Here is a 17,171-nt window from a genome sequence, read left to right as displayed (position 1 = left end):
CGGTTCATGGCTCAGAACACCAGCACCAGCACATCCGGCGGGCCGGCCGAGTCCGGCAGCGGAAAGCAGACGCCCCTCACCCGCGCCCTGGGCACCATCAGGACGCTGCGCAGGCGGCTGGCGGAGCAGGAGGGCACCCAGCCGGTCGCCGTGGTCGGCGTCGGGCTGCGGCTGCCCGGCGGCATCGCCACCCTCGACAGCTACTGGGAGGCGCTGGCAGCCGGGCGTGACCTCGTCGGCCCGCTGCCCGAGGAACGCAAGGGCCCGTTCGCCGAAGCCTGGAAGGGCCTGCCGCAGCGCGGCGGCTTCCTCGACGGCGACGTGCTCGACTTCGACGCCGGGTTCTTCGGCATCAGTCCGCGCGAGGCCCGCCATCTCGACCCCCAGCACCGGCTGCTGCTGGAGGTGACCTGGGAGGCCCTGGAGAACGCGGGCATCCCCGCGACCTCGCTCGGCGGCACCTCGGCCGGGGTGTACCTCGGCATCATGTGGCAGGACTACCGGGAATGGCTGGAGGCGGCCCCCGACGCGTACGCCACCACGGGCAACGGCCACAACTTCGCGGCCGGCCGCATCGCCTACGCCCTCGGCCTCCAGGGCCCCGCCGTCGCGGTGGACACGGCCTGCTCCTCCTCGCTGGTCGCGGTGCACCTCGCGGCACAGGCGCTGCGCCGCGGCGAGTGCGGGATCGCCTTCGCCGCGGGCGCCAACCTCATCATGTCGGCGCGGTCGATGCGCCTGGTGCACGAGACCCGTTCGCTCTCCCCCGACGGCCTGTGCCGGACGTTCGACGCCCGCGCCAACGGATTCGTCCGCGGCGAGGGATGCGGCGCCCTCGTCCTCAAGCGGCTGGACCACGCCCTGCGGGACGGTGACCGGGTGCACGCCGTCCTGCACGGCACGGCCGTCAACCAGGACGGCCGCTCCGGCGGGTTCACCGCCCCCAACGTGCTCGCGCAGGTCTCGCTGACCGAGACGGCCCTCGAACGGTCCGGGCTGGAGCCGCGGGACATCGGGTACGTGGAGGCGCACGGCACCGGCACCTCGCTGGGCGACCCGATCGAGATGGAGGCGCTGGCCACCGCGCTGGGCCGGCAGAACGGCGGCGCTCCGCTGCCGGTGGGCGCGGTCAAGACCAACTTCGGGCACCTGGAGAGCGCCGCCGGGGTGGCGGGCCTGGTGAAGGCCGTCCTGTGCCTGCGCCACCGCCAGGTGCCGCCGCTGGTCCACTTCCGTACCCTCAATCCGCGCATCGACCTGTCGGGGACCGGGATCACGGTGCCCGAGCGGCTGCTGGACTGGCCGGAGCGGGCCGGCCGGTACGCGGCCGTCAGCTCGTTCGGGATGAGCGGCACCAACGCCCAGGTGGTGCTGGGCCCGGCGCCGGAGCCGGTGGTGGCGGACGCCGCCCCGGTCACCGGCTTCGGCGTCTCGGCGCGGAACACCACCGCGCTGCGCGAGCTGGCCGCCCGGTACGCCGGTCACCTCGCGTCCGACGGCCGGCCCACCGGAGCGGACACGTACGCGGCGTTCGCCCGCACGGCCACGTACGGGCGGGCGCAACTGCCGGTGCGGGCCCGGATCACGGCGGCGGATGCGGAGGCCGCGCAGGCCGCCTTGCGGGCCCTGGCTGCCGGTGAGGCGCATCCGGATGTCGAACTCGGTGCGGTCGGTGCCGGTCCCGTCGAGGCCGTTGCGCCGTCCAGCGAGTCCGGTGCGTCGGACGACGCCGATACGGCCGTCACCGCTCGCTCCCGCCAGGTGGTGGACCTGCCGACGTATCCCTGGCAGCGCGAGCGGTACGCGCCGGAACAGGTGCCCCTGACGACTGACGGCCCGGCCGCCGACGGCCGGGAGGAGTCCGGGCTGCCCGTGCGGCACGAGGTCGTCTGGGAGACGGCCGGGCCGGTGGATCCGGCGGCTTCGGGGGATCCGGTGGATGCCCGCCACGGGGCCGGGGTCGTGGTGGCGGGCGACGACGAAGAGCTGCGGAGCCTGCTGGTGGCCGAGGCCACCGTAAGCGGCATGCGGGGCACGGTCCTCGCCCCGGCGCCGGTGGCCGTTCCGGAGGGCTGGACCTGGGCACGGCTGCCCGGCGATGCCGAGGGGTGGGACCGGTTCTGGGCCACGGCGGAGGTGGGCCCGGCGCCAGTCTCCCTGCTCCTGGTGCCGGCCGCCCCCGCCGTACCGAGGACCCTTGCCGAGGCCATCGACGCTCCCGATCCCGTCGCCGCCACGGCACGGCTGTGCGCAGGGGTGACCGGTGCGGTCGCCGCGCTCGCGCGGGCCGGCGGGGCGCACCGCGCCTACGTCCTGACCCGAGGGGTGCTGCGTGCCGGGGAGGCGGACCGGACGGCGCTGACCGGCCACGGCCCGCTGCACGGCCTCGCACCGGTCCTCGGGCTGGAGCTGGGCGCCGCGTGGGGCGGTGTCGTGGACCTCCCGGCCGGTCCCGCGCCGCAGGACGCCCGGGCGGTCCTGGACTTCGCCGTGTCGCAGACCCGTTCGGCCGCGCTCGGGGGTGCGGTCGCCGAGGACACGGCGGCGGTACGCGCGGGTACGGTGCTCGTGGCCCGGCTGCGCACCGTGCCCGGCCCGCGCACCCGGCTGCCGGTCCGCGGTGACGCCACCTATCTCGTCACCGGCGGACTCGGCGCCGTAGGACGGGAGTTGACTGCCGAACTGGCCGACCGCGGCGCGCGGCACCTGCTGCTCGTCGGCAGGCGGGCGGAGGAGGAACTTCCGGCGGAAGCCCGCTCGTTGCTTGCCGCGTTGCGCGGTGACGGTGTCGATGTCGTCTACCGGGGCGGCGGCTGCGACACGCCCGAGGCGCTGACGGCGATCGAGGCGGCCCTCGCCGCGCTGCCGCCGGTGGCGGGCGTCGTCCACGCCGCCGGCACCCTTCACAAGAGCCCGGCCGCCGGACTGACGGCCGAGGACTTCGCGGCCGCGCTGACTGCGAAGGCCGGAGCCGCCTGGTGGCTTCATCTCGCCTTCGCAGGGCGCCCGTTGGACTTCTTCGTCCTGGCCTCGTCGGTGTCCGCACTGTGGGGCACCGAGCACTGCGCTGCTTACTCCGCGGCCAACGGCGCCCTCGACGCGCTCGCGGCCCACCGCGCCGGGCTCGGCCTGCCCGCGGTCAGCCTGGCGTACGGACCCTGGGCACTGGCCGGGGCGGGAATGGCCGACACCGCCTCGCTGGAACGGTTCGCCCGCATGGGCGTCGGAGCGCTCACGCCCGCGGCCGGCCGGGCCGCGCTGACCGGCGCGGCGACGGGCTCGCCCGCCGCACACGTCGTGGCGTGTCCGCTCGACCTGCCGCGGCTGGCCGGTGTGCTGTCGGGGCTGCGGCCGCGCGGGCTGTTCGCCGGGGCACGGGCGGCAGGCGACTCGGCACGAGGATCCGAGGGCGAAGCGCCCCAGGGGGCCGGGGGCGACTCGGCGCGGGAGGCCGTCCCCGAGAGCGAGCCGTCCGTCGTGGCCGAGCTGGCCGCGTTGCCGCCCAAGGCCCTGCCGGAGGCCGTACGCTCCCACGTACTGCGGCTGCTCGCCGCCCAGTTGGGCCACGCGGACCCCGGCGCGCTCCGCCTCGACGTCGGCTTCCTGGACCTGGGGCTGGACTCGATCATGGCCGTGGACCTGGCTGTCCGGCTCTCCGCCGCCTTCGGCACCCAGGTGCCGGCGGCGGACGTCTTCGACCACCCGACGGCGGCCGAACTCTCCGGGCTCCTCCTGGAGCGCTTCCGAGGGGAACGGCCAGCGGGCCCCGGGGCCACACCTTCTGCATCGTCCGGCGCGGCGCCGACCCCCACCGCCCCGGCCCCGGTTCCGTTCTCCACCATCCCGGCCCCGGCCACCCCCGCCCGACCCCCCTCCCCCGAAACCACCCCCCACCCCATCGCCATCGTCGGCATGGCGGGCCGTTTCCCGCAGGCCGACTCGGTGGAGGAGCTGTGGGACCTGCTGCGCGAGGGCCGCGACGGCGTCGGTACGGTCCCCGAGGGCCGCTGGGACCGTACCGTCTTCCATACGGACACAGGTGACGAGGCCGATGCGGCCGGCAGCGCCCGGATCACCACGGACCAGGGCGGCTTCCTGCGGGACGTCGACCGGTTCGACGCCTCGTTCTTCGACATCCCGGCCCGCGAGGCGGAGCACCTCGACCCCCAGCAGCGGCTGCTGCTGGAGTCGGTCTGGCACGCGCTGGAGGACGCCCGGATCGACCCCCGGGGCCTCAAGGGCTCCCGTACCGGTGTCTTCGTCGGCATCAGTTACGCCGACTACGCCCGCCTGCTGGCGCGCGGCGGGCCCGAGCGGGTCGACGCGTACTACAGCACGGGCACCGCGCTGAACGCGGCCGCCGGGCGCATCGCGTTCACACTGGGGCTGCGCGGCCCGGCGATGGCGGTGGACACCGCCTGCTCGTCCTCCCTGGTGGCACTGCATCTGGCGGTCCGCTCGCTGCGCGCGGGCGAGTCCGACGCCGTGCTCGCCGGAGGCGTCAACCTCCTGCTCGACCCGGTCTCGTCGGTGGCGGTCAGCCGCGCCCACATGCTCTCGCCGGACGGCCGCTGCCGCACCTTCGCCGCGGGCGCGAACGGGTTCGTCCGCTCGGAGGGCTGCGGGGTACTGGTCCTGAAGCGGCTGGCCGACGCCCGCCGCGACGGGGACCGCGTCCTGGCGCTGATCCGGGGCACCGCCGTCAACCAGGACGGCATGTCCTCGGGACTGACCGCGCCCAACGGCCGCGCCCAGGAGGAGATGCTCACCGCCGCCCTGGCCGACGCGGGTGTCGCCGGATCTCGCGTGTCCTACCTGGAGGCGCACGGCACCGGCACCGCGTTGGGCGACCCCATCGAACTGCGCGCCGCCTGGCGGGTCCTGGGGCCGGGGCGCCGCCCCGGTGAGCCGCTGCACGTGGGGTCGGTGAAGTCGAACGTCGGGCACTGCGAGTCGGCGGCGGGCGTCGTCGGGGTCGTCAAGACGGTGCAGGCGCTGCGGCACGGCGTGCTGCCGGCCAACCTCCACTTCGACACGCCGAACCCGCAGGTGCCCTGGGCCGACATGAACGTACGGGTGGTGGACGCCCCGCTGGCCTGGCGGGCCGGCGACGGGCCCCGGATCGCCGGGATCTCCGGCTTCGGCTTCACCGGGACCAACGCCCACGTCATCCTGTCCGAGGCGCCCGAGGACGACCGGCCCGCCCGGGACGTGCCCGCGGACGGCCGTCCCGAGCCGCTGCTGGTGCCGCTGTCCGCACCGGACGCGGCGGGGCTGGAACGCCTCGCCGACTCCTGGGAACGGTGGCTCACCCAGGCACCGCAGGACGCCCCGGCCCCCGGCACGAAAGCCCCGGACACGGCCCCCGCAGCGGCCACCGCAGGCGCCGGCCGCGCCCACTTCCCGTACCGGCGCGCGCTGTTCGGACGCGACCGGGAGCAGCTGCTGACCGCGCTGCGCAGCGACCAGCCCCCGGCGCGGCCGGTGCGCGCGCCCCGGATCGCCTTCCTCTTCTCCGGCCAGGGCAGCCAGTACTACGGCATGGGCCGTGAGCTGTACGAGACGGAGCCGGTCTTCCGGGACGTCTTCGACGCCTGCGACCGGGACCTGGCCCCGGTGCTCGGCGCCTCGCTGGCGGACCTGACGCTGTACGGCGCGGACCGTGCGGCGATCGGCGAGACCCGGGTGACCCAGCCCGCCCTGGTCACCCTCGGGCTCGCGCTCACCGCCCTGTGGGAGTCCTGGGGCGTGACACCGGCGGTGGTCATGGGCCACAGCGTCGGCGAGATCACCGCGGCCGTGTGCGCCGGGGTGACGGACCGGGCGACCGGGCTGGAACTGATCGCGCACCGCGCCGGGCTGATGCAGGACACCGAGCGGGGCGCCATGCTCGCCGTGGCCGCGTCCGAGGAGCGGGTACGGGAGTGGACCGAGGGCCGGGATCTGGACGTCGCCGCGGTCAACGGCCCGGAGGCGACCGTGGTGTCGGGTCCGCCCGAGCCGGTCTCGGCGCTCGCCGCCGAGCTGAAGGCGCGGGGTGTGCGGGTGCGCGCGCTGACGGTGTCGCACGCGTTCCACTCCCGGCTGCTGGACCCGGCGCTCCCCGTGCTCGACGAGCGGGTGCGCGCGCTGCGGTTCGGCCCGGCGCAGCTTCCGATCGTGTCGAACGTGACGGGCCGGCTCGCCGAGGCGGACACGTACGGCGCGGAGTACTGGTCCCGGCACGCCCGCAGTGCGGTGCGCTTCCACGACGGCGTACGGGAGGTGGCCGGGCTCGGCGTGGACCTCTGCCTGGAGATCGGGCCGGACCGTACCCTGGTCAACCTCGTCCGGGCGGGCGGCCTGCTGCCCGACGACCGGCTCACGTCCTCGCTGCGGCGCGGCGCGGCCGACCGGGCGTCCCTCCTCGCCGCCGCCAAGGTGCTGTACGAGCACGGCCAGGACCTCGCCTGGGACCGGGTGTACCCGCGCGCCACCCGACCGCGCGGTGACGCGCCGCGCTACCCCTTCGCCCGGACCCGCCACTGGACGCCGCTCGCGGCTGCCCCGGCAGGGCCCGCGCAGGGGCCCGCGTCCGTACCGGCGCCCGGGGGGCCCGCCTGGGGTACCGAGTTGCGCTCCCCCGCCCTGCGGGGCCGGGTGTTCAGCACCGAGCGCAGCACGGTGTACCCGCCGCACCTGACCGATCACCGGCTCTTCGGCACGGTCTCGGTACCCGGCGCTTCCCAGACGGCCACGGCCCTGTCCGCGCTGGGCGCCGGAGGTGTTCCTGTCGCGCTGGAGGATCTGCACTTCCCGCGCGCGCTGGTGCTGCACGACGGTGAGCGCTACGAGCTTCAGATCATCGAGGCCCAGGAGCCGCACGGGTCGCGCACGGTGAGCGTCCAGAGCCTGGTCGACCCCGAACAGGGGCGTTGGCAAGAGCATTTGGCGGCCCGGGTCGTACCGGGTGTTCAAGGCGGGCGACGGCCGGCACCCGACCGCGACGCGTTCACCGCGGCCGCCGAACGGCGGCTGACCGGCGCCGAGTTCTACGCCCATCTGCGCTCCCTCGGTTATCACCTGGGCCCGTCCTTCCGCTGGATCGCGGAAGCCTGGCTCCGCGGCGACGAGGCCCTGGTCCGGTTCGCCGAACCGCCGGAGATGAACGAGGACCCCGCCGGTTACGAGATCTACCCCGGGCTGCTGGACTCCTGCCTCCAGAGCACGGTGGTCTTCGCCGTCGGCGGGGACGTGGCGGAGGCCGCGGAGCTGTCCATCCCGTTCGCCGCCGCCCGGCTGGAATTCCCCGGACGGCCCGGGAGGGCGGCGGAGTTGTGGGGGCACGTACGCGCGGTACGGCGGCGGCGCAGCGGTGACTTCCAGCAGGTGGAGTCGGCCGACCTGCACCTGTTCGACGCGGTCGGCACGACCGTACTGGCCGTGGACGGATTCCGCTTCCGCTCCGCGCCGCGCGCCCTGCTGGAGCGCTCGCTGCGTCAGGGCGTACGGCACGCCTACGAACTCACCTGGGCGGCGGCGGAGGCCGGCGAGACGGAGGAGGCCGCAGCCGGGCTCACGGTGGGCGTGCTCGGCGCCGGAGAGGACGCCGGGGGCGCACTGTGCGCCGCGCTCACCGGACTGGGGCACCACGTGGTGGCGGTGACCGGACCGGAACCCGCTGGGCCGGACACCGACCTCCTGGTCGACGCCCGCTTCTGCGCCCCGCCGGACACCGACGACGGCTTTGCCGGGTCGCTCGCCGACACGGCCCTCGCGGCGTCCTGGCGGCTGGCCGCGTCGCTGCGGTCCGCGCCCGCGCAGGTCCCGTACGTCGTGCTCGGCACGGAAACGCCGGACGGCACACCGGACGTGGAAGCCGCTGCGGTGCGCGACGCCCTGTTCGGACTGGTCGCCTCGCTCGCGGCCGAGCAGCCCGGCCGCCCGCTGCTGCGGATCACCCTCGCCGACGGCTGGACCGCCCCGGAACTGGCCCGCGTCCTCACCCGCGCGACGGCCTCCGGAACGTCCGGCGCCGTACTGCGGGTAGGCGCCGGCACCGTGCACCTCGCCCGGCTCACACCCTGCCGCGCCGACGACGGCACCACCGGGCCCGACGGCACGGCGGACAGCACGGCGGACGGCGCGGCGCTGATCACCGGCGGGCTCGGCGCGCTCGGCCTGAGCTGCGCCGTCTTCCTGGCCCGTCGCGGGGTGCGGGTGATCACGCTCATGGGCCGGTCAGCGCCGGACGCCGCGGCACAGGCGGTCATCGACGAGCTGACCGCCGGTGGCACCCTCGTCGAGGTGGTCAGCGGCGATGTCACCGACCCCGGCGCCTGCCGGGCGGCGGTGGCGGCCGCGTCCCGGCACCTCCCCCTGCGTACCGTGCTGCACCTCGCGGGAACCAACGCCGACCATGCCTTCGAACGGCAGACCCCCGCTTCCTTCGAGGCGGTGTTCGCGGCGAAGGCGCGGGGCGCGGTGACGCTGGCCCGGGCGCTGCGCGACCACCGGCTGGACGCCTTCCTGCTCGGCTCGTCGGCGTCGGCCGTGCTGGGCTCGGCAGGCCAGGCCAACTACGCGGCGGCCAACGGTTTCCTCGCCGGGCTGGCCGAGTGGCTGCGCGCCCGGGGAGTGCCCGCGACCAGCGTCGACTGGGGCCCGTGGTCACCGCGCGCCAAGGGCGGTCTCGCCGCCACCGAAGCGACCGCGCGGGCCATCGACCGGCTGGGCATCCGCCCGCTGTCCGACGCGGAGGCCGAGGAACTGCTCGGTCTGGCCCTCGGCGGGCGGCGCTCGCGGCTCGTCGCGGTCGCGGTCGCCCCGGACGCCGGTGCCGCCGCGCCTGCGGGCCACCCCATGGCGGCACTGCTCGCCGCACCGGCCCGGCAGCGTACGGCGGCGGCAGCGGGAGAGCAGGGCGGCCGGCGGCGGGGGTGGCTGCGGGCAGCACTCGACGGCCTGGCCGCCGGGGACCGGGAGACGCATCTGCTGCGCACGCTGCGGTCGATGACCGGCGAGGTGCTCGGCGACGCCACACAGGTGGACGACGACGCGGGCTTCGGCGACATGGGGGTCGACTCGATCATGGCCATCGACCTCAGGGGGCGGCTGGCGGCGGCCCTGGACCACGAGCTGCCCGCCACGGTCGCCTTCGACCACCCCAGCATCGCCCGGCTCACCGCCCACGTCCTGGGCCTGCTCCACGCGGAACCCGCGAACACCCCGGGCCCAGGTCCGGAACCGGCCGCGCCCCCGCAGACGCAGACGCAGACGCAGCCCGCTCCCCCCGAACCCGACGACGCACTGGAGGAGCTGTCGTTCGACGAGCTCCTGGCCGCGGTCCAGGCGGACGTCGCGGACGTGGCCGAGGACATCACCGGCGTCCGGACGGACCTGCCGGCAGACGCAGCAGCAGAGAAATGAGGCCGGACGCCATGGACCCCGCACAGATCCGCGCACTGATGGCGGACCAGCTCACACTCTCCCGTCGGCTGCGCGCCCGCATCAGCGAGCTGGAGGAGGAGCGCCACGCGCCCGTCGCCGTGGTCGGCATGGGCCTGCGGCTGCCTTCCGGCAGGCCCGACGGCGATCTCGACTCGCCCTCGGCGTACTGGGACTTCCTGAACTCCGAGGGCACGGCCCTCTCCGGGCTGCCCGAGGAACGGCCGGGGCTGCGCGCCGTGTACGACCCGACGCCGGGCAGGCCGGGCCGCTCGTACGTCGACCGGGCCGGGTTCCTGTCGGACATCGCGGGCTTCGACGCCGAGTTCTTCGGCATCTCCACCCGCGAGGCGCGGCTGCTGGACCCGCAGCAGCGCCTGCTGCTGGAGACGTCCTGGGAGGCGCTGGAGCGCGCGGGCATCGCGGTGCGCCGCTCCGACCGTCTGAACGTCGGCGTGTACCTCGGCATGATGGCGTCCGAGTACACCGAGCGCATGGAGGACCGCGCGGACACCACGCGCATCGATCCCTACTACACGACCGGTGGCGGTCTGTGCTTCGGCGCCGGCCGGATCGCGTTCGTGATGGGCTTCTCAGGGCCCGTCGTCAGCATGGACACCGCCTGTTCCTCCTCCCTGTCCGCCCTGCACCTGGCGGTGCGCGGGCTGCGCGCCGGTGAGTGCAGGTACGCCCTGGCGTGCGGCTCCAACCTGCTGCTGTCGGCCAACTTGATGGTGTCGCTGTGCCAGACGCGGGCCCTGTCCCCCGAGGGCCGTTCCAAGTCGTTCCTCGCCTCGGCCGACGGTTACGGGCGCGGCGAGGGCGTGGGCGCGATCACCCTGATGCGGCTGGACGACGCGCTGCGCGAGCGGCGGCCGGTGCTGGCCGTGATCCGCGGTACGGCCGTCAACCACGACGGTGCCGCGTCCGCGCTGACGGCGCCCAACGGCAGCGCGCAGCAGGAGGTGATCCGGGCCGCGCTGGACGACGCCCGGATCGGCCCGGGGGAACTGGGCTGGGTCGAGGCGCACGGCACCGGGACCGTCCTGGGCGATCCGATCGAGATCGGGGCACTGACCGGTGTGCTGGGCGAGGCGGTGCGCGCACGGGGTGTCCCGCTCGGGCTGGGCAGCGTCAAGTCCCGGCTGGGCCACCTGGAGGCCGCCTCGGGAATCGCCGCGGTCATCAAGACCGTCCTCATGCTGCACCACGGGGAGATCCCGGCCGCACGCGACGCGTCCGACGGCGAGCTGAACCCCCACATCCCCTGGCAGGACCTGCCGTTGCGGGTGCCGTCGCGGGGCGCCCCGTGGCCTGCGGAGCTGCCCCGCAGGGTGGCGGGGGTCAACTCGTTCGGCATGAGCGGCACCAACGTGCACGTGGTGATCGAGGCGCACGACCACCGGGCGGCCGAGGGTCCCGCCGTACCGCCGGTCGGCGGGGCGGAGCTGCTGACCGTGTCGGCCCGGGACGAGCGGGCGCTCGCCGTACTCGCCGAGCGGCTGCGGGACCGCCTGCGGCACACACCGGAGGCGGAACTGCCCTCGCTGTGCCACACGCTGCGCAGCGGACGCGTCGCCTTCGCCCGGCGCCTGGCGGTGGTCGGCACGAGCGCGGCCGGACTCGCCGAGGCGCTCGAACGGGCGGAGCGCGCCGTCCCGGAGCCGGCCGGGGCGGGCGAAGCGGTCCGCTCGGTCGCGGTGCGGGTGGCGGACGACGCCGAGGGCCTGGCCCGGGCGCTCGCCGCGCTGACCGCCGCCTTCCCGCAACTGGCCGACGGCGGGGAGCGGGCGGCGGAAGACCCCACGGCCCTGCTGTGCCGGCTGCTCGCCCGGCTCGGGCTGCGCGCCGGCCCCGCGACCGGCTCGGCCGCGCCGGGAGCCCTGGCCTCGGTGCACTGGGGCGCCGAGGGCGACGTGTCGTACCCGCTGCTGGTCTCCGACACGGCCGAGGCGCCCGCCCGGTTCCTCCAGGCGCTGGCCGCCCTCTTCACCGCGGGTGCCGACCTGCGCTTCGACGCCCTGTGCGGGCCGTCGGCACGGCTGCTCGGCGATCTCCCCACCTATCCCTTCCAGCACCGGCGGTACTGGGTGGACGAACCGCTGACAGGCGTGCGCGGCGGGGCCTCGGAGGGCGGCCCGGCCGCCTCCCGCGACGGCCTGCCGGAGCCGCACGACCGGGCAGCCGTCCACACGTACCTCCAGACGCTGCTCACCGACGTCCTCCAGACCCCGGACCCCTCGGACGCCGGGACGTCCTTCCTGGACGCCGGCGGTGACTCCTTCACGGCGACGGTGTTCATCACCCAGGTCGAGGAGAACTACCGGGTGAGTCTGTCGCCCGCCGACCTGCCGCTCGACCTGCCGCTCGACGAGCTGTGCGGCCGGCTCGCCGACGACATCGCCGCGTCCGCCGACGCCACCGCCGCGGCCGGGCCCGTGCAGGCGGTCGGCGCATGAGCCCCTTCGTCCGGCCCCGGCGCCCGGCCGGCCCCGCCGTACGGCTGGCGGTGTTCCACCACGCCGGGGGTTCGGCCGCCGCGTACCACCCCCTCGGCCGGAAACTCCCGGCGGACTGGGACGTCCTGCTCGCCGACCTCCCGGAGCGGGCGACCGGCGAGGCCGCGCCTCTGCCGTGGGACCTTCCCGGCGCCGTCAAGGAGCTGGCGGAGGACCTGCTGCCGTGGGCCGACGGCACACCGCTCGCGCTGTTCGGCCACAGCCTGGGCGCGGTGGCGGCCTTCGAGACCGCCCACGCCCTGCGGGAGCGGGGCGTCCCGGTCGCCTGGCTCGGTGTCTCGGGACGCGTCGCGCCGGGCGGCCGGGTGCCGGTGCCCTGGCTCGACCCGCGCGGCACGGACGAGGAACTGAGCCGCGCCCTGGCCCGGGTGGGCGGTCTGCCGGCACGACTGGACGCGTATCCCGCTGTCCGCCGCCGGTTCCTGCGTCTCATCCGCAACGACCTGTGGGCGCTGGACGGCTACCGCGCCGACGTGTCCCGGCGGCCGCTGACCACGCCCCTGACCGCCTTCGGCGGGGCGGCCGATCCGCTCGCTCCCCCGGCGGCCCTCACCGCCTGGGCGCGGCAGACCACCGGCCGGTACGGACAGCGCACGCTGCCCGGCGGTCACTTCGGACTGTTCGCGGACGGGTTCGAGGAGTTCGCCGCCGTGCTGGCCGACGAGGTGCGCACGCACGTACCGGCACCGCCGTCCGCCGTCCCGGAAACCGCCGTCACCTACGAGAGGGCATGACATGACGACCGAACCGGCCGGCCTCACGGGCGACGACGGCCCGCCCGCCGACCTGCGCACTCTCATGGCGGCCTTCCCCACCGGGGTCTCCATCATCACCACGTCGGCCCGCGACGGCGCCAACTGGGGCATGACCTGCACCTCGCTGTGCAGCGTCTCGCTCGACCCGCCGGTGCTGCTGGTCTGCCTCCGCTGCGGCAGCCCCACGCTGGAGGCGGTGAGCGACAGCGGCCAGTTCGCCGTGAACCTGCTGCACGCGCAGGCCCGGCCGACGGCCGAACTGTTCGCCTCCGGCGCCCCGGACCGCTTCGAGCGGGTGGTCTGGCGCGCCCCGGCCGGCGCGGCCGGGCCGCACCTGACGTACGCGTCGCACACCATCGCCGACTGCTCCGTGCTCAGCACCCAGGTGGTCGGCGACCACACGGTGGTGCTCGGCAAGGTCGACGTGGTCACCCCGATCCGGCTCCAGCGGCCGCTGCTGTACGGGCTGCGCTCCTACGCCTCCTGGCCGGAGCCCGCCCCGGTGCCGTCCCGGGCGCCGTCCCGGGTGGCGTCCCCGGCGGCGTCCTCGGTGCCGTCAAGAATTTCGCCAGAGCGTCCGGCGAAGCTGAGCTCGGCCCCGACCCCGAGGAAGCACAGTGACCGCTGATCAGATGGTGGCCGAACGCGGCCTTGCGACAACCGTCCGGCCGCAGCCGGGCACCACGGTGCCCCGGACCGCCGGCCGGACGACCCTGGACGGCGCTTTCGCCGTGACCGCGCTGCGCCGCCCCGGCGCGGTCGCCGTGCAGGACGCGCGCGGCCCCCTCACCTACGGCCGGGCCGACGCACAGGCGGGCCTGCTCGGCTCCCTGCTCGTGCGCGGCGGCGTACAGCTCGGCGACCCGGTGATCGTGCACTGCGACGACCACCGGCAGTCCCTGGTGGCGCAGCTCGCGGTGCTCAAGGCGGGCGGCGTGTGCGTGCCCGTGCCGCCCGGCACGGACGAGCACCGGCTCACGGCGGTGGCCGCGCTCACCGGCGCGTCGGCCGTCGTGTGCAGCGCCGCCACCCGGGACCGGTGGCGTTACCGGCCGGTCCTGGTCCTCGACGACCCGCGGACCCTGCGGCTGACGGCGGCCCGCCGCCTGGAGCGGGCCCTGCCCCGCTCCGCGCCCCACGAGGCCGCCCACCTCCTGGTGTCCGGCACAGGCCGTTCCGTCACCGGTCAACTGGCGGACCACGTCGCCTGGCGGCTCGCCCTCACGGGGCGGAGCCGCGCGGCCGGGGTGCCGGTGCGCCAGGTGTCGGTGAGCGGGCCGCCGGGCACGCCGCACGCGCTGTCCGCCCTGTGGTGGGCGGTCGCCTGCGGCGGCACGCTGTACGCGCTGCCCGCTCCCGGGGCTCCGGTGCCCGTCTCCGTCCGGGCGGGCGTCATGGTGTCGAGCCCCGACGCGTACGCCGGGCTGGTGGCGGATCTGCCCATGCGGCCCCGGCTCGTGCAGCTCCTCGGCGGCGCCGTGCCCGGAGAACTGGCCGCCCGGCACTTCGCGGCGCTGCCCGGGACGCCGTTGCGGGCGGAGTTCGCCCCGGGAGGCGGTGCCTTCCCCTGGACCGTACGGGACATCACGTCCCCGGAAGACACCCTGGACGAGCGGGTGATCGGCCGCGCGGCGCCGGACGTACGCATTCGGGTGCTGGACGGGAACCACCGTGCGGTGCCCGCCCGGCGCTCGGGCGAACTGTGCGCCAAGGGCGCGGCGCTGCCCTTCGACACGATCCACCAGCTCGGCCGTGGGACGTCGCCCACGGGCCACCCGGGGCTGCCGGGCCACCCGGCACTGCTGCGGTCCGGGACGCCGGTCCTGCGGCGCGCGGACGGCCGGCTGGAGCTGGCCGGCACGGCCGCTCCGGCCGGCGCCACCGGCCGGAACGACACCGCCGACCGGCCCGCCCCGCCCCGCTGACCCGTACCGCCACGCACCACCCGAGCCCTTCGCGAAGCAGGTACCGCCCCCAGAGAGGAGACCGGCATGCCGACACGGCCCGGCCGGGGTTCAGACACAGTCGGTCAGCACGGCCTCGTCCTCGGCGGCGGGTTCGCCGGCATGCTGACGGCACAGGTCCTGGCCCAGTACATGGACTCCGTGACCGTCGTGGAGCGCGACGTCCCGCCCGACGGTCCCGAACCCCGCAAGGGGCTGCCCCAGGCGCGCCAGTCGCACCTGCTGATGGGCGCCGGTGCCCGTACGGTCGAAGAGCTGCTGCCCGGCACCCTGGCGGCCTGGGCCGAGGCGGGCGCCCATCTGCTGGGCGCGCCCGGCGACGTGGCCTTCCTGACCAAGTTCGGCTGGCTGCCCCGGGTGTGGCACGAGGAGTTCGTGGTGTCCTGCGGGCGCGACCTGCTCGACTGGGTGGTACGCCGCGAGGTCCTGCGGAACCCGAGGGTGCGCCTGCTGCCGCACACCGAGGTGGAGGGCCTGGTCGGCGATGCGGAGCGGGTGACGGGCGCCCGGGTGCGCGAGCGCGGTACGGGCCGGTCCACGACGGTCGGGGCGAGCCTCGTGGTGGCGGCCACCGGCCGCTCCTCGCACGTCGAGACCTGGCTGGCGGGGATCGGACTGCCGGCGGTCCCCGACGAGGTGATCGACGCGGGCACCGCCTACGCCACCCGGCTGTTCCGCCCGTCACCCGAGCAGCATCGCCGTACGCCGGGCATCGTCATGATCGCCAACGTCACCGGGGACGCCACCGGCGGCGTGCTGCTGCCCCTGGAGGACGGCCGCTGGTCGGCAACGGTGATCGGCATGCGCGGCTCCGAACCCCCGGCGGACGACGACGCGTTCCTCGACTTCACCAAGCGGCTGCCCCACCCGGCCCTGGCCGAGCTGCTGGCCGACGCGGCTCCGCTGGGGCCGAGCCGCGGCTTCCGCCGCCTGGTCAACCGGCGGCTGCGCTTCGACCGCCTCCCCCGGCACCCGGACGGGTTCGTCGCGCTGGGCGACGCCGCCTGCGTCCTGAACCCTTCGCACGCGCACGGCATGACGGTGGCGGCGTTCGGCGTGGCGGCGCTGCGGGACCTGCTGCGCCGGTACGGCAACATCCCCGGCGTCGCAGGGCGCGTCCAGCGCGCGGTCACCCGGGCCGCCGAGACCGCCTGGCAGCTCTCCGTCGGCGACGACCTGCGCCACCCCTCCGTGATCGGCCCCCGCCTCTCGGCGGCGGCCCGGGCACAGAACGCGTACGCCGACCGCGTCACGCGCGCCGCCACCACCGACCCGGCCGTGGCGCGCTCGCTGGTCGACGTCATCGCCCTGGCCCGGCCGGCGACATCGCTGGCCGCACCCCGAGTGCTGGTCCCGGCGCTGCTCGGTCGCGGCCGCCGGGCCACGGGGCACCCCGGCCCCGCCGACCCGCTGGCCCCTCGGGACGCCTGAACACCCTCCGTCGGACACGACCCGGCCCAGCCCGCGCCCGACGGCACACCCCACCCCTGGAAGGGAGCGACATGCCCCAGCACCGCACGGTCGAAGTCAACGGTCTCCGGCTGCATCTGGCCGAGGAGGGAGAAGGCCCCCTCGTCCTGCTGCTGCACGGCTTTCCGGAGTTCTGGTACGCCTGGCGCCACCAGCTGAGCCCCCTGGCCGCGGCCGGGTTCCGGGTCGTCGCGCCCGACCAGCGCGGCTACGGCGACAGTGACCGCCCGGCGGCTCCGGAGGCGTACTCCGTCCTGCACCTGGCCGGTGACGTGGTCGGACTGATCAAGGCGCTGGGCGAAGAGCGGGCGGTCGTGGTCGGGCACGACTGGGGAGCCCTGGTCGCCTGGCAGAGCGCGCTGCTGCGGCCGGACGTGGTGCGCGCGGTGGCCGGGCTGAGCATCCTGCCGATGCCCCGCGGCCCGGTGCCCCCGCTGCTCAGTACGCGGGAGAAGACGGGCGGCCGGTTCTACTGGAACTACTTCGAGGAACCCGGCGTCGCGGAGGCCGAGTTCGGCAAGGACCTGGACCGCACGTTCCGGCGTCTGCTCTACGGTGCCTCCGGCGACCGCCCGCAGCCCCCGGCCCCGCCCCTGGTGCCGCCGGGCGGCGGTTTCCTGGACCTCGCGGCCGACCCCGACCCGCTGCCCGGCTGGCTGACCGAGGAGGACATCGCCGCGTACGTGGCCGCGTTCGGCCGCTCCGGCTTCACCGGGGGCCTCAACTGGTACCGCAACCTCGACCGCAACTGGGAACTCACCGCCGCGTGGGAAGGCGCCCGCATCGAGGTACCGGCCCTGTACGTGGTGGGCGACCGCGACCGGGCCTTCCCCGGCGACGACGGAATCGTGCCCGCGCTGTCCGGCCCGGCCCCGCACCACCGCGCCCCGGTGGTCGTCCGGGGTGCGGGCCACTGGGTCCAGCAGGAGCGCCCCGAAGCCGTGAACACCGCGCTGCTCGGCTTCCTCCGCTCCCTCGCCTGACGGCCGGCATCCCTGTCGCCTGCACCTCAGGCCCCCGACGCCCGGCCTCAGACA

General features: G+C 75.9%; 7 protein-coding genes. All 7 read left to right on the top strand.

The features are described 5' to 3' along the window. Positions 1–6 precede the first annotated feature (6 nt). The 7 genes from OEIGOIKO_RS35855 (at position 7) to OEIGOIKO_RS35825 (ending at position 17,117) form a co-directional block, all read left to right on the top strand. Positions 7–9,408, top strand: a complete 9,402-nt coding sequence (locus tag OEIGOIKO_RS35855; RefSeq protein WP_125057526.1) for a type I polyketide synthase — start codon at positions 7–9, stop codon at positions 9,406–9,408. An 11-nt stretch (positions 9,409–9,419) separates the two neighbouring features. Beyond that, on the top strand, positions 9,420–11,885 hold the full coding sequence (locus tag OEIGOIKO_RS35850; RefSeq protein ID WP_125057525.1) for a type I polyketide synthase: 2,466 nt from the start codon (positions 9,420–9,422) through the stop codon (positions 11,883–11,885). Next, the gene (locus OEIGOIKO_RS35845; RefSeq protein WP_125057524.1) at positions 11,882–12,679 is read left to right on the top strand and encodes a thioesterase II family protein; all 798 of its coding nucleotides are present in this window, start codon (positions 11,882–11,884) and stop codon (positions 12,677–12,679) included. Before OEIGOIKO_RS35850 ends, OEIGOIKO_RS35845 begins: the two co-directional genes overlap by 4 nt. Before the next feature lies 1 nt (position 12,680). After that, complete coding sequence (locus OEIGOIKO_RS35840) at positions 12,681–13,328, top strand: flavin reductase family protein (RefSeq protein ID WP_125057523.1); 648 nt, start codon at positions 12,681–12,683, stop codon at positions 13,326–13,328. Next, positions 13,318–14,625, top strand: coding sequence for an AMP-binding protein (locus tag OEIGOIKO_RS35835; RefSeq protein WP_125057522.1), 1,308 nt, complete (start codon positions 13,318–13,320; stop codon positions 14,623–14,625). Before OEIGOIKO_RS35840 ends, OEIGOIKO_RS35835 begins: the two co-directional genes overlap by 11 nt. 66 nt (positions 14,626–14,691) lie before the next feature. After that, a complete protein-coding gene (locus tag OEIGOIKO_RS35830) occupies positions 14,692–16,095 on the top strand; it encodes an NAD(P)/FAD-dependent oxidoreductase (protein WP_125057521.1) in 1,404 nt (467 codons plus the stop codon). Between the two features lie 71 nt (positions 16,096–16,166). Next, a complete protein-coding gene (locus tag OEIGOIKO_RS35825; protein ID WP_125057520.1) occupies positions 16,167–17,117 on the top strand; it encodes an alpha/beta fold hydrolase in 951 nt (316 codons plus the stop codon). Positions 17,118–17,171: the final 54 nt, after the last annotated feature.

The sequence above is a fragment of the Streptomyces paromomycinus genome, from assembly GCF_003865155.1.
GTDB lineage: Bacteria > Actinomycetota > Actinomycetes > Streptomycetales > Streptomycetaceae > Streptomyces > Streptomyces chrestomyceticus.
The sequence above is the reverse complement of the archived record's forward strand: the minus strand, read 5'-3'. Positions and strand labels throughout refer to the sequence as shown.

Coding starts and splice junctions, on each gene's coding strand:
- OEIGOIKO_RS35845 (WP_125057524.1), top strand. CDS start 11,882: ATGAGCCCCTTCGTCCGGCCCCGGCGCCCGGCCGGCCCCGCCGTACGG.
- OEIGOIKO_RS35840 (WP_125057523.1), top strand. CDS start 12,681: ATGACGACCGAACCGGCCGGCCTCACGGGCGACGACGGCCCGCCCGCC.
- OEIGOIKO_RS35855 (WP_125057526.1), top strand. CDS start 7: ATGGCTCAGAACACCAGCACCAGCACATCCGGCGGGCCGGCCGAGTCC.
- OEIGOIKO_RS35850 (WP_125057525.1), top strand. CDS start 9,420: ATGGACCCCGCACAGATCCGCGCACTGATGGCGGACCAGCTCACACTC.
- OEIGOIKO_RS35830 (WP_125057521.1), top strand. CDS start 14,692: ATGCCGACACGGCCCGGCCGGGGTTCAGACACAGTCGGTCAGCACGGC.
- OEIGOIKO_RS35825 (WP_125057520.1), top strand. CDS start 16,167: ATGCCCCAGCACCGCACGGTCGAAGTCAACGGTCTCCGGCTGCATCTG.